The organism is Sporosarcina sp. PTS2304 (assembly GCF_003351785.1).
Lineage (GTDB): Bacteria > Bacillota > Bacilli > Bacillales_A > Planococcaceae > Sporosarcina.
The window spans coordinates 952,949-978,919 of record NZ_CP031230.1 but is presented as its reverse complement, the minus strand read 5'-3'; the positions used below and the strand labels follow the sequence as shown (position 1 = coordinate 978,919).

Here is a 25,971-nt window from a genome sequence, read left to right as displayed (position 1 = left end):
TCAAATGTCAAGTGTACTGTTTGTTTCTACATTATAACAGTAACCGAGTCCGACACAAATATTATGTTCTCACATTACATATTTCGTTCGATAATGTAATCCGCTAACGAGCGTAAAACAGAATTTTCTAAACCGATACTCTGTAATGCGTCGAGCGCTTCTTCATGGCGCATAGTTAATTGCGCACGCGCTCCGTCGATGCCTAAAAGGGAAGGATATGTGGACTTTCCGCTCGTCGTATCACTGTTTGCAGGTTTCCCTAATTGTTCTGTCGTTGCCGTTACGTCTAAAATATCGTCTTGAATTTGGAAAGCTAAGCCGATATTTTTCGAAAAACGTCGTAATTGCGTGCGTTGTTCTTCGGTCGCATGTGCTAATACAGCGCCCGCCTCGATACAATACGACAACAGCGCACCTGTTTTGTGAATATGTACTTCTTCTAATTCTTCTAACGGCAGTAGTTGTTGTTCACCTTTCATATCCAGCACTTGACCCTTTACCATACCTTGAGCGCCAGAAGCTTTCGCTAACAGGCCGACTAATTCCAATGCATCCGATGAGTCGGTTGCGCGCAAGTCAGCAAGCGCTTGAAAAGCTAACGTTTGCATCGCATCTCCCGCAAGTGTCGCTACATCCACACCAAAGACGGTATGATTTGTAGGCTTTCCTCTTCTGAAATCATCATCATCCATGCATGGTAAATCGTCATGGATCAATGAGTACGTATGTATAAATTCTACTGACGCTGCTACGGTGAAAGCATCAGCCGACGTTGAATTTAAGTCATGTAATACTGCAAGCAACAGCAATGGTCTAATCCGTTTGCCACCAGCTTCCACGGAGTACGTCATCGATTCATGCAACACATCGGGAATATCCGCTTTTGCTAATTGACGGGTCAATTCGCTTTCAATGAGCGGAATTTGCTCATCCATAAATGTACGTAACATTTCATTCATTCGTCTCACCTGCTGTCGGGTCAAATGGAGTTTCATTACCTTCTTGGTCGATCATTCGAATCAATTGTTTTTCTGCGTGTTGTAATTTCTTTTGGCAATGCGCTGAAAGCTCCATTCCGCGCTTGTATAAAGTGATTGTATCATCTAACGGCGCGTCCCCTGCTTCCAATTTCTGCACGATTTCCTCTAGTTGATGCATCGCTTGTTCAAATTGCAATTCTTTTTCTTCAGCCATCGTCACTTGACCTCCTTAGGAATAATCGTTTCGACTATAGTTTCAATCGTTCCATCTGTTACTTGAATCGTCAGTTCTTTACCAATCGCCACGTCTTCGATTGATTTCACAACTTCACCTTCCTGATAGCCTATAGAAAATCCTCTTTCCATTACTTGAAGCGGATTGAGCGCCTGCATCATACGCAGTAATGACACGAATCGTTGTTGCTTTGACTTCATCGTCTGCTCCGCTGCAAGCTGTAAACGTAGCTCCAATTGTTGCGTCTGCTGTTGCTCCAATTGTATCCGACGAATCGGCGTATAGTATTGGAATCCTGCATACAATCGGTCAAATTGCTGGCGTTTTTCTTGAATCATGCTCGCACTGCTGCGACGTAACCGCTCTTCTAAATAGTCTAGCTTCTCGATAAACGGTCGGTAAAGACGGTCTGGATATTGCAAAGGATAAGCAGACTGTGCAGTTTCTAAACGTTTATTCAATTGTCGAACGACTGTCTGCGCAGCTAAAAAAATCGACCGTTGCTGATTTTTCAAATGCTGAATTAATTGCAGTTGATTTGGAACCGCCATCTCAGCAGCTGCAGTAGGTGTCGGGGCACGTAAGTCCGCTACATAGTCAGCGATCGTCGTATCCGTTTCGTGACCGACCGCACTAATAATAGGAATTCTGCTTGAAAATATCGCCCGAGCGACGTCTTCTTCATTAAATGCCCATAAATCTTCAATCGACCCGCCGCCGCGTCCGACTAATAGGACGTCAACCTCTGCCGTGCGGTTCGCTTGTTCAATCGCTTTCACAATCGAAGGCGCTGCCCCTTTTCCTTGCACGAGCGCAGGAAACAGTAACATCTCCGCCATCGGAAAACGGCGGTTGATGGTCGAATACATATCACGTAAAGCTGCACCAGATTCGGCCGTAATGATCCCGATCCGTCGAGGGATTTGCGGAATCGGTTGCTTCCATCTCGTTTCAAAAAGTCCTTCTTGCTGTAACTTCTTTTTCAACTGTTCAAAGGCTAGATAGAGTGCACCTATGCCGTCCGGTTCCATTGTCTGTACGTACAATTGATAGGAGCCTGCCGCTTCATAGACCGTCACATCTCCCGTAATCAATACATTCATGCCATTTTCCGGCTTAAAATGCAAACTACTGGAGCGCCCTCTGAACATAGCTGCTTGGATTCTTGTTTTATCGTCTTTTAATGTAAAGTAAATATGCCCTGTCGGATGAAGTTTCACGTTCGACAATTCGCCTTTCACATAGACATTGCGCAAATGTGGGTCGGCATCGAATTTCCGTTTGACATATTTAGTTAGCGCTTGAACGGTTAAAAAAGTTTGATTGGACATGTTGTTGTCACCTGCCCTTTATATGTATAGAGACGCTAGAGCGTCTCTCCATGGAAATTATTCGTTGTTTGCACGCGCTTTTAGTTTATTCTCTGCACTTTCGACAGTGTTTTTCAACAGCATCGTAATCGTCATCGGACCAACACCGCCGGGCACTGGTGTGATGGCGCTAGCTTGTTGCTTAGCGGAGTCAAAGTCTACATCTCCACATAGTTTGCCATGTTCATCACGGTTCATTCCGACATCAATGACAACAGCACCTTCTTTAATATGTTCGCTTGTAATGAATTTAGCCATTCCGATCGCAACGATTAAAATATCTGCTTGCTTCGTGAATTTCTTTAAATCACTCGTCCGGGAGTGGCAATACGTCACCGTTGCATCTTTTTGCAGCAACAATTGACCCATCGGTTTTCCGACAATATTACTGCGTCCGATAATGACCGCATGCTTGCCCGCAATCTCGACACCAGAACGTTCTAGCAACTGCATGATGCCGTATGGCGTACAAGGAAGGAAAGTTTGCTGACCAATCAACATTTTCCCGACGTTCATCGGGTGGAATCCGTCCACGTCTTTTTCCGGGCTAATCGCACGGATGACTTTGTTTTCGTCGATATGTTTAGGCAATGGCAGCTGTACTAAAATGCCGTCGATCGTGTCGTCCTCGTTCAACTTTTCCACTTCATGCAATAAATCTTCTTCAGACACTGTATCCGGAAGCTTGATTAGTTCAGACTTCATCCCTGCTTCGATACTAGATTTTTCTTTATTCTTTACATACGTTTGAGATGCTGGATTTTCCCCAACTAAAATAACTGCCAGCCCTGGTTGATAGCCTTGTTCGACTAACGCAGCCACCTGTTCTTTCAGTTCATTTCGGATTTCTTGTCCAATTGCTTTTCCATCAATGATTTTACTAGACATGTTTTTCCCACCAAACTTTTATGTTTTTTGAATTAATTTTTCATCCATAGATGATTAATGGAATTTAGATAATACTCCATTGACGAATCGGCCCGACTTCTCGTCACCGAATGTTTTACATAATTCGATCGCTTCGTTCAAGATGACTCGATTCGGTACTTCTTCATTGTACAGTAGTTCATATACCGCCAAACGCAGTACAGTGCGTTCGATTTTCGGAAGTCGATCAATCGACCAGTTTTCTAATTTATTCGCAAGTTCGTTGTCGATTTCCGCTACGTGTTCTGCTGTGCCGCGTACTAGTTGTTCATAAAATGAATCCAACGGGCCATCGACTATATAACCGATCGCTTCGTCTACTGATAGTTCGCTATTATCTAGCTGAAACAGCGTTTGAATTGCCTTTTCTCGTGCTTCTCGTCGTTTCATATTTCTTATCTCCTCTACCGCGCTTCTTCAAAACCTAATGATAGCACAATATACACGAAAAGAACTAGTAGAATACAGTGATTTGTTGCCGACTTTAGCGAACTTTCATCAAAAATGAAACAGTGCCATTCGCTCATTCCATTTGGTGTTTCTGAAATTAGAGAGGATTGGTTCATTGTAGTCACTGCGGCGCTGGCGGATGGCTCTCGCAAAGAGCCAGAGTGGAAGATCGCCTCTCTGTCTCTTTGCTTCGCCTACCGCTTGTGAGGCGCCTTCGTTTAGTGAGGATAGTTACTAAATTTTAGTTCATTGTAGTTTGTGAAAGATTTGGGCTAGTGCAGGACTACCTGATGTCGTTTCTGATGTTGAAGGTGATCAGTTCACTGAATTCACTGCGGCGCTGGCGGATGGCTCTCGCAAAGAGCCAGAGTGGAAGATCGCCTCTCTGTCTCTTTGCTTCGCCTACCGCTTGTGAGGCGCCTTCGTTTAGTAAGGATAGTTACAAATTGTAGTTCACTGTAGTCGATAACTATCTTTTTACTTAATATGGTCACCACACTTTATAACCTGTCCGCACTAGCGAAGAAGCAACTGCGGGGTCAGCCGAAGCTATGAGACAACTAGCAGCTAAGCTAGCTGGCTCATAGCGAAAGACAATCTCCCACGCGCCGAAGCGGTTACTGAAAGCAGAACCCTCACTAAATCTAGAACCGAAAAAAGTGTCGCGTCACGTTCCAACTCCAACTGCTTTAACAAAGTAAAGAAACTATCACAATTAACCTGTCCGTACTAGCGAAGAAGCAACTGCGAGGTCAGCCGAAGCGGCTATAGAAAGCAGAACCCTCACCAACTCCAGAACCCAAAACAAAGTCGCATCACGACCCAACACCAAAAAAAGAGCCGCCACAAGAAATCGTGAAACACGACTCCTCAGGCAACTCTTTTAATTTTACCACTCACTCATCAAACCGAATCCCCGTAACATGCACATTCACCTCATGCGTAGCAAGCGAAGTCATATGGAAAATCGCCTGACGAATCTCTCGTTGAATCTCCGCCGCAACCGCAGGAATCGAATGGCCATACTCGACAATGCAATACACATCAATCTTCAAACCCTCATCTGCCCACTCCATCTTCACGCCCTTACCGTACATCACCCTACCCAGCTTCTCCGCAACACCCGTCGCAAAATTACCTTGAGTAGCAACAACGCCCTCGACCTCAGTCGTAGCAATGCCGACGATGACTTCTAATACTTCAGGTGCAAGTTGGATACGACCGAGTGCAACATCACCAGATGGTGTCATCCCGACAAATGATGGATATGTTTTAGTAGCCATTACAAGTCTCCTCCAATTACTTCATAACGTCATATTTCTCCAAGAACTTCGTATCAAAATCACCGGACTTGAACACTTCGTGATCCATCAAATTAGAATGGAATGGAATCGTTGTATGAACGCCTTCTACGACAAATTCATCGAGCGCGCGTTTCATCCGAGCGACCGCTTGCTCACGTGAATCGCCGTGAACAATTAGCTTTGCGACCATAGAGTCGTAAAACGGTGGAATCGTATAGCCAGGATATACTCCAGAGTCGACACGTACGCCAAAACCACCCGGTGGTAAGTACATTGTTACTTTTCCTGGAGAAGGCATGAAGTTTTTCTCCGCATTTTCAGCGTTAATTCGACATTCAATAGACCATCCATTTAATGTAATATCTTCTTGTGTCAGTGCCAGTTTTTCATCAGAAGCGATAAGCAATTGTTGCTGAACTAAATCAACGCCTGTAATCATTTCTGTAATCGTGTGCTCTACTTGGATTCTCGTATTCATTTCCATGAAATAGAACTTCTGATTCATATGGTCGAAAATAAATTCAACCGTACCTGCTCCACGATAATTTACAGCTTTTGCTGCTTTGACAGCGGCTTCACCCATTTCTGCGCGAAGTTCAGGTGTCAGTGCTGGAGACGGCGCTTCTTCCACTAACTTTTGCATACGGCGCTGGATTGAACAATCACGCTCACCTAAATGAATCGTGTTGCCGAATTTATCCGCAAGTACTTGAACTTCCACGTGACGGAAGACTTCGATATATTTTTCCAGATACACACCCGGATTACCGAATGCCGCAGCCGCTTCTTTTTGTGTAATATTGATCCCTTTTACTAGCTCGTCCTCATCACGTGCGACACGGATCCCTTTACCGCCACCACCAGCTGTTGCTTTGATGATTACCGGGAAACCGATACCTTTCGCAATTTCAAGACCATGTTCTGCATTGTCCACTAATCCATCAGAACCTGGAACAATCGGAACGCCAGCTGCTTGCATCGTATTACGCGCTACATCTTTCGTACCCATCTTTGAAATCGCATCCGAAGTAGGTCCGATAAATTCAATGTTTACTTCTTCACATAGTTCAGCAAAGCTAGCATTCTCTGCCAAGAAACCATAACCAGGATGGATTCCATCACAATCTGTTGCTTTCGCTACGCTAATTACGTTTGAGAAGTTTAAATAACTATCCGTCGATAAACGAGGTCCAATACAGTATGCTTCATCTGCTAATTGAACATGTAATGCTTCAGCATCCGCTTCAGAATAAACAGCGACTGTTTTAATTCCTAGTTCTTTACACGCCCGGATGATCCGAACAGCAATCTCCCCACGGTTTGCAATTAATACTTTTTTCATTGGTTAGCCCCCCTTAGTTCTCTCGTACGAGGAATAAAGGTTGTCCGTATTCCACAAGTTGACCGTCTTGTACTAAAATTTCAACGATTTCTCCGGATACTTCTGCTTCGATTTCATTAAATAATTTCATTGCTTCTACAATACAAACGATCGATTCAGCAGTTACTTTATCACCTTTTTTAACGTAAGCCGCTGCATCTGGTGATGATGCTTGGTAGTATGTACCAACCATTGGTGAAGTGATCTTGTGCAATGAAGCATCTTCTTCCACTTCTTTTACTGGAGCTTCTTCTGCCACTGGCGCTGGTGTCGGTGCTGCTACTGGTGCTGGAGCTGGTGCTGCTACTGGTGCTGGAGCCGCAACTGGTGCTGGCGTCGCTTCTGCAACTACTGAACCTGCATTCTTTTCTAATTTAATCTTTCCGCCGTCTGCTTCAAAAGTAAACTTTTGAATGGATGACTGGTCAATAAGTTTGATGATTTCGCGAATTTCTTGAATTTTTAACATATCTGATTCTCCTGACTAGTGTATTCTTACTATCGTTTACTATGATAGACGTTTTGCAAGAAATTTGGAATAGCAAAATCATAAATTATTCATTAATTAATGAAAAATACAGACAAGTTACGAAAATTTTCTTATTTATAACAGTTTCTACACTTTTGGGTTATCCTATAACAGTTTTTCGTTAACTTATCTGTTGTTTTATAGTTAAGTAGGTAGTGTTCGTCCAAAAGTTGAAGTGAGGTAAATAGCTTTTCCTATACAGTGCTGAAAAATAGGGTACGTGTGAGGATTCTCCCGAGAGAAACCGGACGCTTTCCTGAGGGGACGCGGCGGACTCGCCAGAAGTGCGTTGGCGATTACGCCTGTCGTCCTGATCCTCCAGGAGTCGCCGGTTCTTCCGGGAGAATCCTTGAGTTTGTGTCGGGAAGTCAGTTGGTGTTCGTCCAGAAGTTGGAGTGGGGTACGTAACTTCTCCTTTGTAGGGTAGAAAAGTAGTGTACGTGTGAGGATTCTCCCGAGAGAAACCGGACGCTTTCCTGAGGGCACGCGGCGGACTCGCCAGAAGTGCGTTGGCGATTACGCCTGTCGTCCTGATCCTCCAGGAGTCGCCGGTTCTTCCGGGAGAATCCTTGAGTTTGTGTTCGTAAGTCAGTCCGTGTTCGTCCAGAAGTTGGAGTGGGGTACGTAACTTCTCCTTTGTAGGGTAGAAAAGTAGTGTACGTGTGAGGATTCTCCCGAGAGAAACCGGACGCTTTCCTGAGGGCACGCGGCGGACTCGCCAGAAGTGCGTTGGCGATTACGCCTGTCGTGCTGATCCTCCAGGAGTCGCCGGTTCTTCCGGGAGAATCCTTGAGTTTGTGTCGGGAAGTCAGTCTGTGTTCGTCCAGAAATGAAGTATGGCAAATTACGCTTCCTAAATATTGTAGGTAAAGCTTCGGATTGGCTGACGAATGCGTATAGAGTCATTTCTTTTTCCACTCAGTTCATCGAAACAGTCATAGTAGCTAGCAACACTTCGCTGCTTTTTAACTTCAAAAACGGTCGCATTATATTAGACAAGTCTACTTGTTTTTCACCAACTACAAAGAGTGATCAAACTGTCTTACACACACTAAGTACGGCTGAAGCTGGAAGACGATCGACTCCGGGAGGATCAGGGCGACAGGTGTAACTCGCAGTGCTTGACGGTCCACCGCGCCCCCTCCGGAAAGCGTATCGTCTGGAAGCGCAAGCCGCAAGACTCTTCAAGTTAGCCTTGCTCCATCTAATAAACGAACATGAAGTAGCAGACAAGCCCACGTAGTCTTCACCACATACAAAGAGTGATCAAACTGTCTTACACACACTAAGTACGGCTGAAGCTGGAAGACGATCGACTCCGGGAGGATCAGGGCGACAGGTGTAACTCGCAGTGCTTGACGGTCCACCGCGCCCCCTCCGGAAAGCGTATCGTCTGGAAGCGCAAGCCGCAAGACTCTTCAAGTTAGCCTTGCTCCATCTAATAAACGAACATGAAGTAGCAGACAAGCCCACGTAGTCTTCACCACATACAAAGAGTGATCAAACTGTCTTGCCTACACTAAGTACGGCTGAAGCTGGAAGACGATCGACTCCGGGAGGATAAGGGCGACAGGTGTAACTCGCAGTGCTTGACGGTCCACCGCGCCCCCTCCGGAAAGCGTATCGTCTGGAAGCGCAAGCCGTAAGACTCTTCAAGTTAGCCTTGCTCCATCTAATAAACGAACATGAAGTAGCAGACAAGCCCACGTAGTCTTCACCACATACAAAGAGTGATCAAACTGTCTTGCCTACGCTAAGTACGGCTGAAGCTGGAGGACGATCGACTCCGAGAGGATTAGGAAAGCGGTAGCGAAGGACGGCTTTTGCGAGTGAAGCGTAGCGAGAAGGAGCACATCTTTGCATTTGACAGGTGTAACTCGCAGCGCTTGACGATCCGCCGCGTCCCCTCCGGAAAGCGTATCGTCTAGAAGCGCAAGCCGTAAGACACTTCAAGTTAGCCTTACTCCATCCAACTGCCATAGTCGAACTCACTTGTAAATGAATGAATGATATATCATATAGTGAATCTACAGTTTTGATAGTATATAAAAAAATCAGCAGCTAATAGTAGCTACTGATTTTTCATGTTATTCCTTCGTTTCCGCAAAATCTACTTTTACTGTTTGTGCGCCATCCCAACTAGATAAAACATACTGCGTAATTTCATCCGCCATTTTCGTTGAGTGGCTTTCAGTAGACAGTACGGTGACATTCACTCGCTCTTCTTCCGCCCGGACGAATACTTCTGGATATCCGAGTGCTTGAATTTGCATTTCCATTAACGCTTCTGTCGAACTGACTTTTCGTAAATCAGCAATTTCATTGAACAATTCATTTTTTTCATCTGCGGAGGAATCTGGGGATGTCATTTTCGCTGTCAATTGTTCCACCATTTCACTGCGTTCGTCGCGTACTTGCATGCGCATATCTTGAAAAATATACGATTCAGCAAAGACCGGCTTCACTTCCTCTGATTTGCCTTCCTTTTCAAGAAGCTTCGTCGCGTCCTTCGTTTCTTTCGTGAAGATCGCGATCCCGTCAAATGGCATTGGTACATCTTTTTTTGCATAATAGATTGAAATCACTGCGACCAGACTGAGTAATGTTAAAAACCATACAGTACGTTTACTTGTTTTCAAGATGATTCCCCCTCTTCTTCATTTCCACGATGACAATACGATGTTCGGGCAGTTGTAGAACATTAGCTAATAGTTGTGAGAGCCCGTTTCTAACAGCTGGATCTTCTGCTCCCTCCGCCACGACCAGCAAGCCTTTTAACGGAGTGCTTTCTTTCGTTGTGTTCGGTGAGATGGAAAAGTAGCCAGCCAGCGAACTCTCGGATTCCTTTTCATCATAATGAAAGTAGACGATGACTTTACCTAGCCCTTCCATTTGTTCAAGTGTTTCTTCAAGTGTAGACCGCATACGTTGCTCTTCTTTGTTTTGCTTCTCGCCCCCTAAACTCATAATCATCCACATCATGCCAAAGACGAGCATTACCAAACCGAATACCCACACATTGGACTTACTTGCTTGTTTCTCCAAAGCCATCACCATCTTATAGTGACTTCACTGCAAACGAATTCTACATTTGCATACTATGTAGAGTTACAGCAATTTATGACCTGTCATTTGCAATAAAAATTGTATAATCCAACAAGCGATCACTAGCCGAATTAAAGGCAAAAAGGTTTTCTCCATTTGTTCGCTGGCCAACAGTTGCACGACCAATGCCATCAACACAAGATTCGTTAACCCCACCAAAAAGACATGCATTACGCTCCCTCACTTTCCGAGCGTCATCAATTTGATAAATGTCACAATGAAAATGCTCGTATAGATGAACGCAAAGGACAGCAGAAACGAAATTGCACAAAGAACGAATAAAGTACGGCCAATATCGTCCAGTAGACCTGCTACTTCCCTTTGAGCGAACGGTTCAATAATCGCAGCCGTCCAGCGATATAAAAATGCGGTGCCTAAAATTTTAATGGCCGGCAATAAAGCGATTGTCCAAATAGAAAGCAACAGCCACACACTTACATATGCAGTCGCACCTGACGAATAACGGCCGATTGAACCTAATGTGTCCGTCAGCAACGAACCGATCAGTGGAATATTTTGCTTAATCAGTTCTTTTAACGGTTCATTTAGCGCTCCATTCAATGTCCACGTCAACGCTCCGCCCGCAGTGATGAAAATAGAATAGGCGGCGACCATTGCAGACACGATGGCGAGCAAAGACGTCCGTAGTAAATCCGCCATCCGGGTAAACACGATCTCTGGCATCAAACGCGTCAAAATATCCAACAACAACGCCGTTAATAAAATAGGCAATAAAAATTTTTCCGCAAACACAATCGCCCCTTGCGCAAACAACAGCATAGCCGGTTGGAAATTGACGACGCCAAATGTAGCTCCTGAAGCTAAAATCATCGCCGCAATGAGTGGATACATCCCGAGAAACAATGAAGCGATAGAATGAGTAATGAGTTGAATTTGTTGAAAACTTTCCTTGGCAGGTTCGATTAGCAGCACGAGAATCATTAGGAGTAATAGAAACCTCGTCCATTTTTGAAATGCAGGAAGAAAGAAATCGAGCAAAGACGTCAACAACAACAGGATAAGCAATATGAGGAAAGGGCCTACTACACCTGCAATGATGTCGCTTAGAAATTCCGGCATAGGCTGTCTCGTCCATTCATTGAGTGTATTTCGGATTTACCACGGGATGAGTGCGTGAATCGTTTCGATTAATTGGCTCACAGACGGTAACCATAGAGTCACGATGACAATTTTCATCACAGTTTGAAATAACTGACCTACCGCTTCGTATCCTTCATCTTTCATCTGTCCCGCTAGTACTTCCGCCATATAAAACAATCCGGCGCTTACAATGAGCAGCGTAGTCGGTGCCGGCATTTTTTCCACCATGGCAAGTAACGTGCGCGCAAACGGTACAAGAATAGTGAAAAGAACATACACTGCCAGTAAGAAAAAGAGCGTCGTATACAAAATCGGATGTAATGCAGGAACCGCAAACGCCAATAACAGCAACACAACATACATGACAAACAGCTGAAAGAGAACTACCATTACATCGCCATAGACAACCAGCTGAAGAATTCCGTAATTTCCGTGAAGAATATACGCAAAAACATCAGCAATTCAATAGAAATATACAAATAGGCCAAGAAAAATAAAAAGAAGGAGAACTCCTTTTTCCCCGTTTGTTCAAAAAATACATGCAATACCCCAATCACCAATCCGACGCCGGCGATGCGCAATAAATCATTCAATTCCATCCCGCTACGCCTCCTCCATGCTCTACTCTATGAAACGCCATCTCGAAATATGCAAATACAAAAAACACACACAAATCTAAGGCTTGCGTGTGATCTTCTAAGCAATACGTATTCATAAGCGAACGGCGTAAACAACCAACATATCCTACATCTCTCACCACTCTAATCCGTCAAACTCCCACCATCTAGAAACGATAACTAAAAGGTTAAATCTCTCTTAAAAAAGCCGAAGAGTGCAGTGTAGTGAGAGCTGTCACGCAGAACGGCTTTTGCGAGTAAAAGCGAAGCGTTAGGAGCACATGTTGGCACTAGCGGTAACGCGGCCCCTCCCGAACGCGTCCGGCCGGAACGCAACGAAACGACATTCTCTACGTCTCCTTCTCACACATACGTTGAATTCCAACCATCTAGAAACCATAACCAAATGGTTGGCAACTTCCTCACTCCATAGAGAAAAGCTTAAGAGTACAGTGTAGTGGAAGCCGGCGACTCGGGGAGGATCAGCGTGACAGGTGAAACATCCGGCGAAACGAAGTGAAGCGGTATGGTTCACCGCACGCCCTCCCGAACGCGTCCGGCTGGAACGCAACGAAACGACATTCTCTACGTCTCCTTCTCACACATACGTTGAATTCCAACCATCTAGAAACCATAACCAAATGGTTGGCAACTTCCTCACTCCATAAAAAAAGAGCACCCAAGAAAATCAGACAGCTCTGACTTCCTGGATACCCTCTCCAAACATATTACGCGCGAGAAACATACTCCGCTTCTTCCGTATTAATAACTAACATATCGCCCTGGTTTACGAAAAACGGCACTTGTACGACAACACCAGTTTCCATTTTCGCCGGCTTCGAACCACCACTCGCCGTATCACCCTTAATACCAGGCTCCGTTTCCGCTACTTGAAGCGTTACCGTTACCGGTAACTCCACGCCAAGCACTTCTTCCTTATACGTAATAACATGAACTTCCATATTCTCTTTCAAGAACTTCAACTCATACTCCAACTGAGACTCATTCAACTCAATTTGTTCATATGACTCATTATCCATAAACACATGATCATCACCATTTGCATACAAATATTGCATTTTGCGGTTATCAATCTGTGCTTTCGCTACCTTTTCACCCGCACGAAACGTCTTCTCATTGACGTTACCCGAACGAAGATTACGCAACTTAGAACGTACGAATGCAGCACCTTTACCCGGCTTTACGTGTTGGAATTCCATCACGCGCCAAATATCACCATCTACTTCAATTGTTAAACCTGTACGAAATTCGTTTACTGAAATCATTCATATTCCTCCATTATTATCCAATTATAAAATAAGCAATTCCTTAGTAGACTTTGTCAGTCGTTCATTACCTGTTTCTGTAATGAGAATATCATCTTCAATCCGCACACCGCCGACACCTGGCACATAAATGCCTGGCTCGACCGTCACTGTCATATTCGGCAGTAACACCGTTTCAGAACGGAAAGACAGGGCAGGTGCTTCGTGAACTTCCATTCCGATTCCATGACCTGTGGAGTGACCGAATGCATCGCCATAGCCCTTTGACTTAATATAGTCGCGCGTAATAGCGTCCGCTTCAATTCCCGTCATGCCGGCTTTGATGTGTTCCACGCCTAACTCTTGTGCGTGTAGCACCACTTCGTAGATTTCACGAAGTTTTGCGGAAGGCTCTCCGACTGACACCGTTCTCGTAATATCAGAGATGTATCCATTATAGAGCGCACCGTAATCCATCGTAACAAAATCACCAGTCTCAATCACTTTATCAGATGCAACCCCATGCGGTAAAGCCCCTCTTTCACCAGAAGCGACAATTATATCAAATGACGAAGAAGTCGCCCCTTGTTTCCGCATGAAAAATTCCAATTCATTGGCGATTTCGAGTTCTGTTTTACCCGGCTGGATGACCGAACAAATATAGACAAACGCTGCATCCGCAATCGCTGCCGCTGATTTCAGCACCTCGATTTCTTCAGGTGTTTTAATGAGGCGTAGTGTTTCCACTATCCCCGCGACCGGCACCAATTCCGCTTCCGTTGTTTTGTCATACAGTTCAAATTGACTGTAGCTCATATGCTCTTTTTCAAATCCTAGCGTCCTGATATTCATTGCCTGTACTTGATTGGCTACTTCTTGGATCATCGTGCCGGTATGCTGGACAATACGAAAGCCTGTCAGCTGTTCATTGGCCTGTTCCATATAGCGGAAATCCGTAATAAATACTGCATCGTTTTTCGAAATGATTACGGTACCTGCCGAGCCTGTAAAGTTCGTCATATAGCGACGATTGTACGGATTCGTAATGAGCAGTGCATCTAGTTGTTGTTCTTTCAATACTGTACGAAGTTGTTCAATTTTCATGAGTTCGTCTCCTCTCGTCGTAACAAAAACGCTTGGAAGGCGAGATCATAGCCGATGGTCCCGAAGCCGCAAAGCTGTCCTGCAGCAACTGGCGCGATGACAGAAGTGTGGCGGAATTCTTCGCGCGTATGTATGTTCGAAATATGTACTTCGATTACAGGAACATCTATAGAAGCAATCGCGTCACGCAAAGCTATACTGTAATGTGTAAACGCACCCGGATTAAAAATAATGCCATCGATAGGTTGATCGCCTGCATCATGAATCCGATTAATCAGTTCCCCTTCTATATTAGATTGGAAACAAGAAAGCGTCACGTCTGATTGTTCCGCGAGATGCTGCATGCGCTGTTCAATATCCGCTAATGTTTCAGCCCCGTAAATATCGGGTTCTCTTTTGCCTAATCGATTCAAATTCGGACCGTTCAACAATAGCAATTCCACCTGATCCCCTCCTCGTTATTTTCTTTCCTATTCTAGCACAATGAGGGAATCGGACAAACTATTTATCTTTATTTAGCAGAAAAATTCCTTCTACTACACTTGCGCAACTTTCGAATATGAGTCGTAATCAATCGTTAGCAAATGATTTTTTCATGTATACCGACGTTCCAATGACGAAGCGAATAATAATAGCGAATAGACAAACAAATGGAATCGATAGCTTTTTCATGAATTGTGTCATCGTCAAATCTGCCTTCATGTGAATTATCCACTCTATACAAAACAAAGCAATGACGGTAATGATGAGTGAAGAAAAAGTAGGAGGAATCTTTGACGTAAAGAGCGCAATCATATAGAGAATAAAAAACAATAGAAAACAAATGGCACCTAGTAATACCCATTTAAACCAACTAGGCGTCGTAGTAAACATATGAAATCTTTTAGACCAGCCGATAGGTGACCAACTAATAAATGCGAATACTTTCAAGAACTTCAAGGAAATTATAGATAATATCGCAGCCATTACTGAAGTCCAAACATGCGTCGAAGTAATTTTCACAACAAACACCTCCTTCTTCAGTGTCGGATTTTTCCATCTTTTTTAAACATCTGAATGGTGTATTTCTAATTTTTTTAGTACACTAGAGATATCGTTTCTTACGACAGAAAGTGTGGGTATGTTATGAGCAAATCACAAACTCCTCCAGCATACGGAGGACAAGCACTTATAGAAGGTGTGATGTTTGGCGGAAAAAAAGATACAGTAACAGCTGTCCGCCGCAAAGATGACTCAATCGAATATTTTCATGTACCGAGAGAGCCGCATCCCGTCGGTTCAAAATTAAAGAAAATACCATTCATTCGCGGGATTGTAGCATTGATCGAATCGGCAGGCAATGGGTCAAAGCATTTGACGTTCGCGAGCGATCGTTACGATGTGATGCCTGGCGAAGAAACCGAAGAAACGGAAGAAGAAACGTCCAAACTGGCGATGATTCTTGGAGTGGCGGCGATCGGGGTGCTGACGTTTTTATTCAGCAAATTTATATTTACACTCGTGCCCGTGTTCCTTGCAGCACTATTTGAGCCAATCGCTCCGGGTAAGACAGCACAAATCATACTCGAAAGTGTCTTTAAACTCATTTTACTGCTGACCTACATCGGGTTAATCTCTATGACGCCACTCATTAAACGAGTATTTCAATATCACGGTGCCGAACATAAAGTCATTAATAACTATGAAAATAATTTAGAAATGACAGTGGAAAATGTTCAAGCACAATCTCGATTGCACTACCGTTGTGGCAGTAGTTTTATTTTGTTTACAGTCATTGTCGGCATGTTGATTTACTTTTTCGTACCAGCCGATCCGCTCTGGTTGCGTGTCGTCAATCGGATTCTCTTAATTCCTGTTGTGCTCGGTGTGTCGTTCGAAGTACTGCAGCTAACAAATGCACTTAGAGACGTCCCTGTTCTGCGCTACTTAGGCTATCCTGGGCTGTGGTTGCAATTGCTCACTACAAAAGAGCCTGACGACCAACAAGTCGAAGTGGCCATCGCTTCCTTCGAGAAGTTATTGGAAGTAGAACAATACGGTGTCGGTGTGTTGCATGAAAACGTTGCGCTGGATACAGAAACCATCGATGAACAAAAATCGTTAAGTATTTTATCGTAAATGAAAAAATATCCCGTATGTCAATACTGACATACGGGATATTTTGATTATAGACCACATTTTAATTGTGCTTGACAATTCGTACATGTGTTACAACCGCCAATTTCTTCGACCGTTCCTTGTCTACAAACTGGGCACGTGTCGCCTACTTCAGAACCGATCGTCACATTCGTTGATCGCAATGCTTGAATCGTATTCACAAGAACCACTTTCGGTTGTTCTGTTACTTCTACTACTTCTTCCGTGTCCGGAATATTATCTTCCGCTTTAAGCGTCAGCACTTGTGAATCACGGCTACCGTCAACGTACACTGTGCCGCCTTTCGCTCCGCCTTTATACAATCGTTCATAGACGCTCTCTACTTGCTTCACAGTATAGCCGCGTGGTGCGTTCACCGTTTTCGAGATCGAGCTATCAATCCAGCGCTGGATAATACATTGTACATCCGCATGCGCTTCTGGTGCTAATTCCATAGAGGAAATAAACCAGTGCGGCAAGTGATCCGGATCTGCGTCTGGATTCGCTTGTAAATATTCTTCAACGATATCTGCTTTCACTTCGATAAATTTACCGAGACGTCCACTACGGTAATACGTAAAGGAGAAATAAGGTTCTAATCCAGTCGAAACTCCTACCATTGTTCCAGTACTACCAGTTGGCGCAACTGTAAGTAAATGGGAGTTTCTAATACCATGTTCTAGAACCGCTTGACGAATATCTTCAGGCATACGTTTCATAAATCCTGTGTTAATAAACGCTTGGCGCAAAGCTTGTGTTTTTTCTTCCGTTTCCCCGATCAAGAACGGGAAGCTTCCTTTTTCTTTCGCCAGCTCAATCGATTCTCGATAAGCTGTCGTGGCAATTGTTTCAAATACTTCATCAACTAATTGATTGCCTTCAGGCGAGCCATATTCCTTCTCGCAATAAATGTGAAGATCGGCAAGTCCCATCACACCAAGTCCTACACGGCGTTCGCCAAGAGCTTGTACTTTATTGTCTTCTAGGAAATACGGTGTCGCATCAATAACGTTGTCTTGCATGCGCACACCTGTCTGTACCGTCTTTTTCAATTTCTCAAAGTTTACTGTTTTCGTTTCTTTATCCGCCATCTCTGCCAGATTGACAGCTGCTAAATTACAGACGGAATATGGTGCAAGCGGGTCGGGTAGAAGACGGACGAGTTAGTATTACTACCACTTTTTCCGACCTCCCCCTACGAACCGTACGTGCAAGTTTCCCCGCATACGGCTCTCTCAGTTAAATTTCATCGAGTTCTGACAAAAACTCTTATAATTTGTTGCTGTGTAGCTTATCGTGGCACTCTTCACAAAGGACGAGTGTTTTACGATTTCTTGCTACCATCATCTCCACCCAGTATGGAGGTTTTTTATCTTTGTATTTCTTTTTGAGGTCTTTTAATTTTCTTATGTGATGGACTTCATAGTTCTTATTCTTATCATCGGTTCCGCATATTTCGCATTTTTCAGCTAGAAGTCTTTTGACAATGCCATTCCTTCCACTGTATTTGCTCGTATTTGGTAAAAAGTCATCTTGATGATTTGAATTTTCAACATAATCATTCTTTGAGAAGCCATCGTTGTAGTACTTGTAAATCAAGTCTCTTTTAGGTGGCTCTCGTTTAATAATGATTCCAATCGTTCCATCAACCTCATATTTTTGTCTGACTTGTGCGACTGACATTCGCATTTTTACTGCTAAAGTTTTAGCTAGGCTAGTTCTGTGATAATGTTTGAACTTGTTCATTTGGTTTGCTACATTATCAGCCATTCTGTAATAGTTATATAACCCTCTTACTTCGGCTGCGTATATAGAAATGATTTCTGCAATGTCCAAGTTTGTCAATTCTTTACGATGAACTGCTTTGCCATCTTTCATAAATTTCTCTAACTTTTTAGGTATTGCCTCTTTTGATACCATTAGCCTTGGTATACCGTTGACCGCTCTCGAGATGCGTCCATTTTTCCTTTTTACTAGATAAGTGTTGGAATCCTGAATATACATTTCATATCCAAGGAACTTAACCGGGTCTTTGAAATTTGTAATAAGTGTCTTTTCTGGACTTAGCGTAAGTTTTAGTTTGTCCTGTAAGAATTCAGCAACTTCATTTTTAATCTGCTCTGTTAATTCTTTACTTCCAATAACTCCAATAACGAAGTCATCTGCGTAGCGAACATACTTAACTCTAATGAATTCTTCGTCCATTTCGTCCGAGACTTTTAGGTTTCTTCTTTCAAGATTTAGTGCCTTATATTGTTGAATCAATTGTTCACGACTCTTATCTAAGATATCTAAGGCATTGATTTCTTTCTTAAGTTCCACCATTTGTCTATTGACCTTATTGTATGCAGAATTCATCTTACGCTTTTTCTTATTTGTTTCATATTTAGGAATTAACAATTGTTCTACAAATTCATCTAGTTTATTAAGGTATATATTAGCCAATATAGGGCTTATAATGCCTCCCTGCGGCGTTCCAGAGTAGGTTTTGTGAAATACCCAGTCTTCCATGAATCCTGCCTTCAGCATTCTTTTAATTAGTTCTAGAAAGCGTCCATCATGAATCTGTTCATTTAGGATACCGAGTAATATGTCATGGTCAATATTATCAAAGAAACCTTTAATATCTCCCTCTATTACCCATTTAACTCCCGTCCACTCTCTTTTAATCTGTTTTAACGCTGTATGGCAACTTCTTTTTGGTCTAAAACCATGGGAACTTTTACTAAATCTAGGTTCGTAAATGGCTTCAAGGATACTTCGGCTAATTTCTTGGACAACCTTATCATAAAAGCTAGGAATTCCTAATGGTCTTTTAGAGCCGTCTTTCTTAGGAATATTTACTCTTCTTACTGGCTTGAAATGGTATTGTTCATTTTTCATCAGTTCGATTACTTCATTCACTTTTTTCATTCCGAAACCATCAATTGTTTCATTGTCAGTCCCTTTTGTCATATTACCTTCTTTGGCATAAATCTTCCCGTATGCTCCAAGGTAAAAGTCTGGGTTAAATAAATTTCGATATAGTCTATCGAATTTGTATTGTTTGTCAGAAATTGATTTCTTCTCGATGATACCTAAAATTGTTTCAGCGTTTTGCATTTCGCATACCTCCTCATATTTTAGATATCTACTTTAACCTGCTGTCCTTCGCCAGCACCCTTGATGACTGATTAAGTCGGGTGTCACATATGCTTCCATATGTGTGTGGGCGGCTTTCCCGCTTCCGATTTACGGCTATACCTGTTGTTTCAGGTTCCTCGGACTACTATGACAGCTCCGTTTTCCGCTAATAGATATTCAGGAATCATAGAGGACTGCTTTTAGGGCGAGTCATATATTCCATAGTCTTTCGACGTTCCTAGCGAAAAATCAAAGGTTCACTATAATAATCACTGGTTCTACTTAGGCTTCCCGTTCGATTCTTATCACACTTATCGTGCTTCGGTGCTTAGGAGGATATTATTTCGGCGAGCAACCAATCGAAATAACTCAAGCACAATCTCATTTTAACTGCGAAGTATGAGACTCTCTGCGGTTCGAACGAAGAATCTAGGATTAAGGCAGTTTAGCTTTAGCCATATAGAACTTAGACTCGCAGAACGAAGGTTTCTCGCAGTTTACTGTCCTTCTTCCGCTTTTCCGACATGCTATTGTCCCCGGTGGTATTTCTCCATCCAAGTAAGTCGGCTGTCTAAAGGGATATTATCCTAATCCCTTATCTCTTCAGACGATGATTATTATGCTACCTTTCGCACCTGCTCACCACACGGATTCGTTGCTACAACTTGTTGCCCATACGCTTTCGCATTTGTTTCATCATTCGATAGTGATAGGTAAGGCTTTGAAGCATTCTCCACCTTTTCCCCCACTCCACACCGTACGTGAGAGTTTCCACTCATACGGCGTTCCATCTAATCCTACTAAACCAAATTTCAACAAGTTACAAGCTTAGAAATTATCTATCGAGTATTGTGCAAGTTTTTCATTGCTCTTAAATCGCGATTGGCTCGTTCTTACATTTCTTACGTAATGCATTTATTTTCTCAATCAGTTTCGAATTCTGATGGAGTTTCCATTTCACAAGGTACTTATCAATCGTTTCTTTTCCAGTTGCATGAATTAGTCTATGCATGTCTTCATGGATAATGTTGAGGTTATTGTACTTATCCATTCCACCTAAACTTCTAGGTTTTACATGGTGGCAATGAACTTCATGTGCTTCCAGAAAGATACCAAGTATTTCACAACATCCATTCTTCATTGAGTAACGAGAAAGTCTATTGTCTTGATATTCGATTGATTGATCTTGTATTTTGGATTGCATCAGTAATCTTATGTTGTATTCAACAATTGGTTGAAGTTTTTTGTGAATTAATTTTCTGCCTTCTTCTTTATAGGTCGAATGCTTAGGATTAAATTGTCTGGACTCAGCAAAGCTTGTAATCCCATTTATAGGAAAGAGATAAACACCTAATACCTTCCATGTTTTGAGACTACTTGAGTAATACTGATTATAAACTTTACTAGCATCCGTTGGGTGTATATATTTCCCTCCAACTTGATGTAATTTATTCCTAGCATAAGGATGAACCTTGTGCGCTATGTCAACGAAATCTGATGGAACCATGCTTCCGTATTTAAAGTAATGTTGTATCCCCATTACATAAGCATTAAAGATTCTTATGTTATTAATGGTCGTTTCTTTCCTTATTCTAAGGATGAGTTCCTTCATTTTCCTGATGACATCAGCTTTCTTCTTATCAATCATATTTACCCTAACAAGATGTTTTTGTTTCTTCCTAACAGCTTTGATTTTAAATCCCAAGAAATCCGAGGACTTCTTTTTGAGATTTGTAATTTTAGATTTCTCAGGTGAGATCTCCAATTTCAATCTATCCTTCAAGTATCCTGCCACTGCATGGAACCATTTGACTGCATTCTCATGATTATTTGTCATAATTTTGAAATCATCTGCGTATCGAACTATAAAGCCAATCTTCATATTCGAATTCCGTTTCAACATTAAATACTTCTTTACATTCTGAGAGTACTCATGCTTCGTTTCAAATGTTTCCCATTGATTACTTACCCAGTTATCTAGATCATGAAGAACAATGTTAGAGAGTAAAGGCGAGAGGATTCCTCCTTGTGGAGTACCTTTGTTTGGAATACCAATACCTTTTATCGGTGCTTTGAGCATTTTGCTTACGATTGCTAAAACTCTTCTATCATGAATTCCCAAATTCCACATTTGCTTCAAGAGTACTCTGTGATTTACATTGTCGAAGAATCCCTTAATGTCGATATCTACCACGTAATGTAGTTGTGAGATATTAACTAAGAAATTCACCCTAGCTAAAGCATGTTTTGTGCTTCGTAATGGTCTAAAACCATAACTGTGATTATAAAACTTAGCTTCACAGATAGGTTCAAGAACTTGTTTGAACATCTGTTGGATTAGTCTATCCAATATTGTTGGTATTCCTAAAGGTCTAAATTGGGTATTATCCATTCCTTTTGGAATCATTACTCTGCGTATTGCTTTAGGTTTGTAATCTTTGAGCGAAGTTCGAATGAGATTGATGAATTCTTGCTTATTCATCACTTTATAGTTGTCAATTACATACATGTCTGTTCCGGCAGTTTTAGAACCCTTATTGGCTTTAATGTTTCTGTAGGCTAATAGGATATTTCTTTCATCTGTGATTAGGTTAAACAAATTTTTAAAAAGATGTCCTTCCTCACTCTTGGCATATAATTCATCAAAAACCTCTTGCATACCATAATACTCGTTGTGTCTTAGGCTCGTATTCGTTGCAGATCACCTGACTTTCTTAGTGATTCCCTGCATTCTTACCCGACCATCGAATTTCACTTGTTTTGTTTGGTTTAATATATTGAATTAGACTTGGGTCTATCCCTCCACTTATTTTCATAAGCTTCTCCGGTACTGTGACCCTACTTTCACAAGGATAAATGAATTTCAGATAAATAATCCTTATATCAACCACTCGGATGATAGTCCTTGAATGAGTGTCCCTTGCTTACCACGTTCCGATAATTTCTAGCCATATGATTGAACTTAGGTGCTTGCTCTGAGCCTGAGATTATATAATGTCTTTGTTCACTATATCGTGTTTCATGACAACGGGCTTACTCCACGACAATCTCGGTTAAACTAGTTAACCTTCCACCTTTTCAAGCGGATTTCATTCTAGACCCTTTCATTCGCAAGTTCGTCGGTCAGGTTGCTAATCTGACATTCTCACCATATTCATCTTTTTCGGCTGACCGCCCTATCTTCGACCATGACTCTACGTGAGTTTTAGGTCAAATTCAGACGACTTTACCTAGCTCCATACACTTCGTCGCTATCATGATTCCATGCATGTAGGAGTCTCATCATAGTGGCTTCAGCTCAACGTGACGGCTTTCATTCCCACTATCGAAATTATCAGTTGTATTTAACATAACTTTTGTCTGTTAAACCCTCTATTTCATACGTTTAAGCCGCACTTATAAGAGAACGTGTCACACCATTATCAATGAAGAAAATGCCAGGTTCAGCCGAATACGTCGCACATATATTGATCAAATCCCATAGCGCGCGAGCTTTAATCGTACGATAGACACGTACTTCATGTCCAAGTCGTTCCCATTCACGAACATCGCCTACTTCATGCCATTGTTCGTTATAATGTTTCATTTCTTCAGGTGAATAATTTTCGACTGCTGGGAAACGAAGATCGTATTCCGCATCTTCTTCTACCGCTTTCATAAAATCATCTGTTAACGTAACAGAAATATTCGCACCTGTTAAAAACTCTGGATTATGAACAGTATACGTCCCGCCGTCCTGTAGCTTCAACTCTGCATCACGGATAATCGCTGCGTTAAATCCGCCGAGTCCAGGAATGTTCTTATAATTTGTAATTCCTTGATACATCGCTTCTTCTTGTGCTGTCAACGGTTTGAAATTTAATTTTTCATTCGCCAGTTTTTTAATCATGTCATCGTCCGTATTTTCGATCAAATACCGCAAAATTCGCGGATTCTGCATCTTGGAGATGATGAATTCACAAATATCAGGGTGCCAGTTAGATAACATAATCATTTGAGCCCCACGTCTTGATCCGCCTTGCTCTACCAAATGAGTCAGCTTCGCAATATCATCTAACCAAGAAACTGAACCAGATGATTTACCATTGACACCACGTGCTAGTGTATTACGCGGACGCAATGTCGAACCATTCGTTCCTACACCGCCACCACGACTCATAATCTCCATCACTTGCTTACGGTGATCAGAAATTCCTTCGCGTGAATCGGGAACAAACGGCATTACATAACAGTTAAAGAACGTTACATCCGTATCTGAACCAGCACCATACAACACACGGCCAGCCGGAATGAAATTCAAGTCTTTTAACTGATCATAGAAACGTTCATACGATTGTACTCGACCTTCTTCTGTCGTCTCAACAGACGCAAGACCTGTCGCATTACGCTTGGCAATTTGCTCGTAAAATACTTCCAAAGGCTTTTCAATCACATCTAACGGACGTGTGATCGTTCCTTTTTCTTGCTCTGCCGCATCATCGATCGATGAACGAAATTCTTCTTCAATCCAAATATCTGCAGTACCCGCAGCAACGTCAAGCGCTGTAATATACCCTAGTCCGCGTGCAGGAAACTTCGGATCTTCACGAACTGTCAGAACGACAAAGTCCCCCACTTGTAATGTCTTCTTTTCCATGTCCTTAAAGGAATAACGATCAATCATGACTAGACGGGATACGCCGCTATGTGTTAGCTTCATATCTTCCGTAATCGGATGCACTTGCGGGAACTTTTCAATGTCCTCATTCAACTGCTGCTTGTTCAAAAATGGCTCGCCCTGTTTAGACATCGTAACCATATAACATCCTCCTTCATTTTCACCAAACACAACATATAGTGCTGTTGTTACATATAAATCTACTACATATTGAACTAATGTCAACGATCAACATTTTTCGCAAAAACGGAAAAGTTGATATACCAACATTCCTCAAAAAAAATAAAACAAAAGCCCTAACTTTACTTTCTAAAATTCCATTCATCATTGGCATACTTTTCTTTCTCGATTTTGCGCACACATTCCATCTGCGCTTCTGTCAATTCAAGAGGCTCCAAAGTAATGTCAAGTGACTTTTCAAAGCCTTTGGAAAAAGCGTCTTTACATTCATCAATCGTAATTTCCCGATCGGACAATCGATCAATCGCAATCGCACGATCCGGCAATGTTCTGCGGACACGTTCTTTGACCGCTTCTGATGAATACGTAAAAATAGATGTCAACTTCTCTACATCAAGGCTCAGTAAAATAGCGCCATGTTGAAGAATAACACCTTTTTGACGAGTTTGGGCACTTCCGGCAACTTTTTTTCCTTCAACGACTAATTCATACCAGCTTGGCGCATCAAAACAAACTCCGCTTTTCGGATTTCTTAACTGATTTGTCACATCTTCATTCGGAATCGAAAATTCTGCTTGCAAACCTAAATTGCGGAATCCTTCCAGTAATCCGCCGGAAATGACACGATAAGCTTCTGTTACCGTTTCCGGCATACTTGGATACTCTTCGCTAACGATCACGCTATATGTAAGTTCATGCTCATGAAGGACACCACGCCCACCGGTAGGTCTACGAACGAATCCAAGACCTAGTTCTTTCACTTTCTCCATATCAATATCTTTTTCAATTCGCTGAAAATAACCAATCGATAACGTCGCAGGCTCCCATTCATAAAAACGTAAAACAGGACCAATCTCGCCTTTACTATGGAAGTCTAAAAGTGCTTCATCTAACGCCATATTAAAGGACGATGTACATTTTCCTGAATCCACATAATGCCAAACAGCTTTTGTCATAGATATTCTCCTTCGCAAGTGATAATTCATCTATCGTATAGGAAATCGTTAATGAAAAAAACAATAACGCATTTCATTTTATCATTACGATTGAACTGATGCTAGAAAATCTTTATACTAGAGATATTGATAAAAGGGGGAAGTTTTTTGACTTATTATATTTTGGGCGCAGCAGTGCTCGCAATCATCGTGTATTTTGTTTCTACATACGTTCGCGTAGGAAAAGCACTTACTACGTTGACACAGGAAGAATTCATCCAAGGCTACCGCAAAGCACAATTAATCGACGTTCGGGAACCGAAAGAATTCGAAGCAGGACATATTTTAGGTGCACGTAATATTCCGTTTACTCAGTTCTCACAGCGCTACAAGGAAATCCGCCCCGACAAGCCCGTTTATCTTTACGATCAAAACACGAGCCGTACAGGTCGTGCTGCATTATTTTTAAAGAAAAAGGGATGCACAGAAATTTATCAATTAAGTGGCGGCTTCAAAAAGTGGACAGGAAAGATCAAAACAAAATAAGTATGGATGGATCCTCCTTTTTGGGG

Annotated in this window: 23 protein-coding genes and 2 pseudogenes; 2 read left to right on the top strand and 23 right to left on the bottom strand. The window is 42.4% G+C overall.

The window, feature by feature from the left end; genetic code table 11:
* Nucleotides 1–74 precede the first annotated feature (74 nt).
* The 18 genes from DV702_RS04570 to DV702_RS04490 form a co-directional block, all read right to left on the bottom strand.
* Complete coding sequence (locus tag DV702_RS04570; RefSeq protein WP_114923684.1) at nucleotides 75–959, bottom strand: polyprenyl synthetase family protein; 885 nt, start codon at nucleotides 957–959, stop codon at nucleotides 75–77.
* Nucleotides 952–1,194, bottom strand: a complete 243-nt coding sequence (gene xseB / locus DV702_RS04565) for an exodeoxyribonuclease VII small subunit (protein ID WP_114923683.1) — start codon at nucleotides 1,192–1,194, stop codon at nucleotides 952–954. Before xseB ends, DV702_RS04570 begins: the two co-directional genes overlap by 8 nt.
* A gap of 2 nt (nucleotides 1,195–1,196) precedes the next feature.
* The gene (xseA, locus tag DV702_RS04560) at nucleotides 1,197–2,546 is read right to left on the bottom strand and encodes an exodeoxyribonuclease VII large subunit (protein WP_114923682.1); all 1,350 of its coding nucleotides are present in this window, start codon (nucleotides 2,544–2,546) and stop codon (nucleotides 1,197–1,199) included.
* Between the two features lie 57 nt (nucleotides 2,547–2,603).
* Nucleotides 2,604–3,473 (bottom strand): bifunctional methylenetetrahydrofolate dehydrogenase/methenyltetrahydrofolate cyclohydrolase FolD, encoded by an 870-nt coding sequence (gene folD, locus DV702_RS04555; protein WP_114923681.1) that lies wholly within the window; start codon nucleotides 3,471–3,473, stop codon nucleotides 2,604–2,606.
* A 54-nt stretch (nucleotides 3,474–3,527) separates the two neighbouring features.
* Nucleotides 3,528–3,902, bottom strand: coding sequence for a transcription antitermination factor NusB (nusB, locus tag DV702_RS04550; protein WP_114923680.1), 375 nt, complete (start codon nucleotides 3,900–3,902; stop codon nucleotides 3,528–3,530).
* A gap of 956 nt (nucleotides 3,903–4,858) precedes the next feature.
* Nucleotides 4,859–5,245: an Asp23/Gls24 family envelope stress response protein gene (locus tag DV702_RS04545; protein WP_114923679.1), complete on the bottom strand. Its 387-nt coding sequence runs from the start codon at nucleotides 5,243–5,245 to the stop codon at nucleotides 4,859–4,861.
* Nucleotides 5,246–5,261: 16 nt separating this feature from the next.
* Nucleotides 5,262–6,608 carry an acetyl-CoA carboxylase biotin carboxylase subunit gene (gene accC, locus DV702_RS04540; protein ID WP_114923678.1) on the bottom strand — a complete coding sequence of 449 codons (1,347 nt, stop codon included), beginning with the start codon at nucleotides 6,606–6,608 and terminating at the stop codon, nucleotides 5,262–5,264.
* A gap of 13 nt (nucleotides 6,609–6,621) precedes the next feature.
* Nucleotides 6,622–7,116 carry an acetyl-CoA carboxylase biotin carboxyl carrier protein gene (accB, locus tag DV702_RS04535; protein WP_114923677.1) on the bottom strand — a complete coding sequence of 165 codons (495 nt, stop codon included), beginning with the start codon at nucleotides 7,114–7,116 and terminating at the stop codon, nucleotides 6,622–6,624.
* Between the two features lie 2,147 nt (nucleotides 7,117–9,263).
* Nucleotides 9,264–9,815, bottom strand: coding sequence for a SpoIIIAH-like family protein (locus DV702_RS04530; RefSeq protein WP_114923676.1), 552 nt, complete (start codon nucleotides 9,813–9,815; stop codon nucleotides 9,264–9,266).
* Entirely contained in the window at nucleotides 9,802–10,221 is a 420-nt protein-coding gene (locus DV702_RS04525; RefSeq protein WP_162805711.1) for a hypothetical protein, read from the bottom strand. The genes DV702_RS04530 and DV702_RS04525 overlap by 14 nt, the downstream gene beginning before the upstream one ends.
* 63 nt (nucleotides 10,222–10,284) lie before the next feature.
* Nucleotides 10,285–10,452 (bottom strand): hypothetical protein, encoded by a 168-nt coding sequence (locus tag DV702_RS16765; protein ID WP_162805710.1) that lies wholly within the window; start codon nucleotides 10,450–10,452, stop codon nucleotides 10,285–10,287.
* A gap of 9 nt (nucleotides 10,453–10,461) precedes the next feature.
* Nucleotides 10,462–11,361 (bottom strand): stage III sporulation protein AE, encoded by a 900-nt coding sequence (locus tag DV702_RS04520; protein ID WP_114923674.1) that lies wholly within the window; start codon nucleotides 11,359–11,361, stop codon nucleotides 10,462–10,464.
* A gap of 36 nt (nucleotides 11,362–11,397) precedes the next feature.
* Nucleotides 11,398–11,772 carry a SpoIIIAC/SpoIIIAD family protein gene (locus DV702_RS04515; protein WP_114923673.1) on the bottom strand — a complete coding sequence of 125 codons (375 nt, stop codon included), beginning with the start codon at nucleotides 11,770–11,772 and terminating at the stop codon, nucleotides 11,398–11,400.
* Complete coding sequence (locus DV702_RS04510; RefSeq protein WP_029054553.1) at nucleotides 11,772–11,981, bottom strand: hypothetical protein; 210 nt, start codon at nucleotides 11,979–11,981, stop codon at nucleotides 11,772–11,774. Before DV702_RS04510 ends, DV702_RS04515 begins: the two co-directional genes overlap by 1 nt.
* Nucleotides 11,982–12,727: 746 nt before the next feature.
* Nucleotides 12,728–13,285 (bottom strand): elongation factor P, encoded by a 558-nt coding sequence (gene efp, locus DV702_RS04505; protein WP_114923672.1) that lies wholly within the window; start codon nucleotides 13,283–13,285, stop codon nucleotides 12,728–12,730.
* Nucleotides 13,286–13,309: 24 nt separating this feature from the next.
* A complete protein-coding gene (locus DV702_RS04500) occupies nucleotides 13,310–14,368 on the bottom strand; it encodes a M24 family metallopeptidase (protein ID WP_114923671.1) in 1,059 nt (352 codons plus the stop codon).
* Nucleotides 14,365–14,811, bottom strand: a complete 447-nt coding sequence (aroQ, locus tag DV702_RS04495; protein ID WP_114923670.1) for a type II 3-dehydroquinate dehydratase — start codon at nucleotides 14,809–14,811, stop codon at nucleotides 14,365–14,367. Before aroQ ends, DV702_RS04500 begins: the two co-directional genes overlap by 4 nt.
* A gap of 127 nt (nucleotides 14,812–14,938) precedes the next feature.
* Complete coding sequence (locus DV702_RS04490; RefSeq protein WP_114923669.1) at nucleotides 14,939–15,370, bottom strand: hypothetical protein; 432 nt, start codon at nucleotides 15,368–15,370, stop codon at nucleotides 14,939–14,941.
* 123 nt (nucleotides 15,371–15,493) lie between these two features.
* Here DV702_RS04490 and DV702_RS04485 point away from each other — a divergent pair, with 123 nt between their 5' ends.
* Nucleotides 15,494–16,486 (top strand): DUF1385 domain-containing protein, encoded by a 993-nt coding sequence (locus DV702_RS04485; protein WP_114923668.1) that lies wholly within the window; start codon nucleotides 15,494–15,496, stop codon nucleotides 16,484–16,486.
* A gap of 47 nt (nucleotides 16,487–16,533) precedes the next feature.
* Here the strand turns inward: DV702_RS04485 and DV702_RS04480 are convergent.
* The 5 genes and pseudogenes from DV702_RS04480 to DV702_RS04455 all read right to left on the bottom strand — a co-directional run.
* Nucleotides 16,534–17,646 (bottom strand): annotated as a pseudogene (locus DV702_RS04480) (ribonucleotide-diphosphate reductase subunit alpha); the annotation flags it as partial.
* 127 nt (nucleotides 17,647–17,773) lie between these two features.
* Nucleotides 17,774–19,606 (bottom strand): group II intron reverse transcriptase/maturase, encoded by a 1,833-nt coding sequence (gene ltrA / locus DV702_RS04475; RefSeq protein ID WP_114923666.1) that lies wholly within the window; start codon nucleotides 19,604–19,606, stop codon nucleotides 17,774–17,776.
* Between the two features lie 892 nt (nucleotides 19,607–20,498).
* Nucleotides 20,499–22,286, bottom strand: a complete 1,788-nt coding sequence (ltrA, locus tag DV702_RS04465) for a group II intron reverse transcriptase/maturase (RefSeq protein WP_114923664.1) — start codon at nucleotides 22,284–22,286, stop codon at nucleotides 20,499–20,501.
* A 759-nt stretch (nucleotides 22,287–23,045) separates the two neighbouring features.
* Nucleotides 23,046–24,425, bottom strand: a pseudogene (locus DV702_RS04460) (ribonucleotide reductase N-terminal alpha domain-containing protein); the annotation flags it as partial.
* A gap of 161 nt (nucleotides 24,426–24,586) precedes the next feature.
* Nucleotides 24,587–25,420 (bottom strand): lipoate--protein ligase family protein, encoded by an 834-nt coding sequence (locus DV702_RS04455; RefSeq protein ID WP_114923663.1) that lies wholly within the window; start codon nucleotides 25,418–25,420, stop codon nucleotides 24,587–24,589.
* A gap of 174 nt (nucleotides 25,421–25,594) precedes the next feature.
* On the opposite strand from DV702_RS04455, the gene DV702_RS04450 reads away from it, so the two are divergent.
* Nucleotides 25,595–25,945, top strand: coding sequence for a rhodanese-like domain-containing protein (locus tag DV702_RS04450; RefSeq protein ID WP_371682748.1), 351 nt, complete (start codon nucleotides 25,595–25,597; stop codon nucleotides 25,943–25,945).
* The last annotated feature ends 26 nt before the right edge of the window (nucleotides 25,946–25,971 follow it).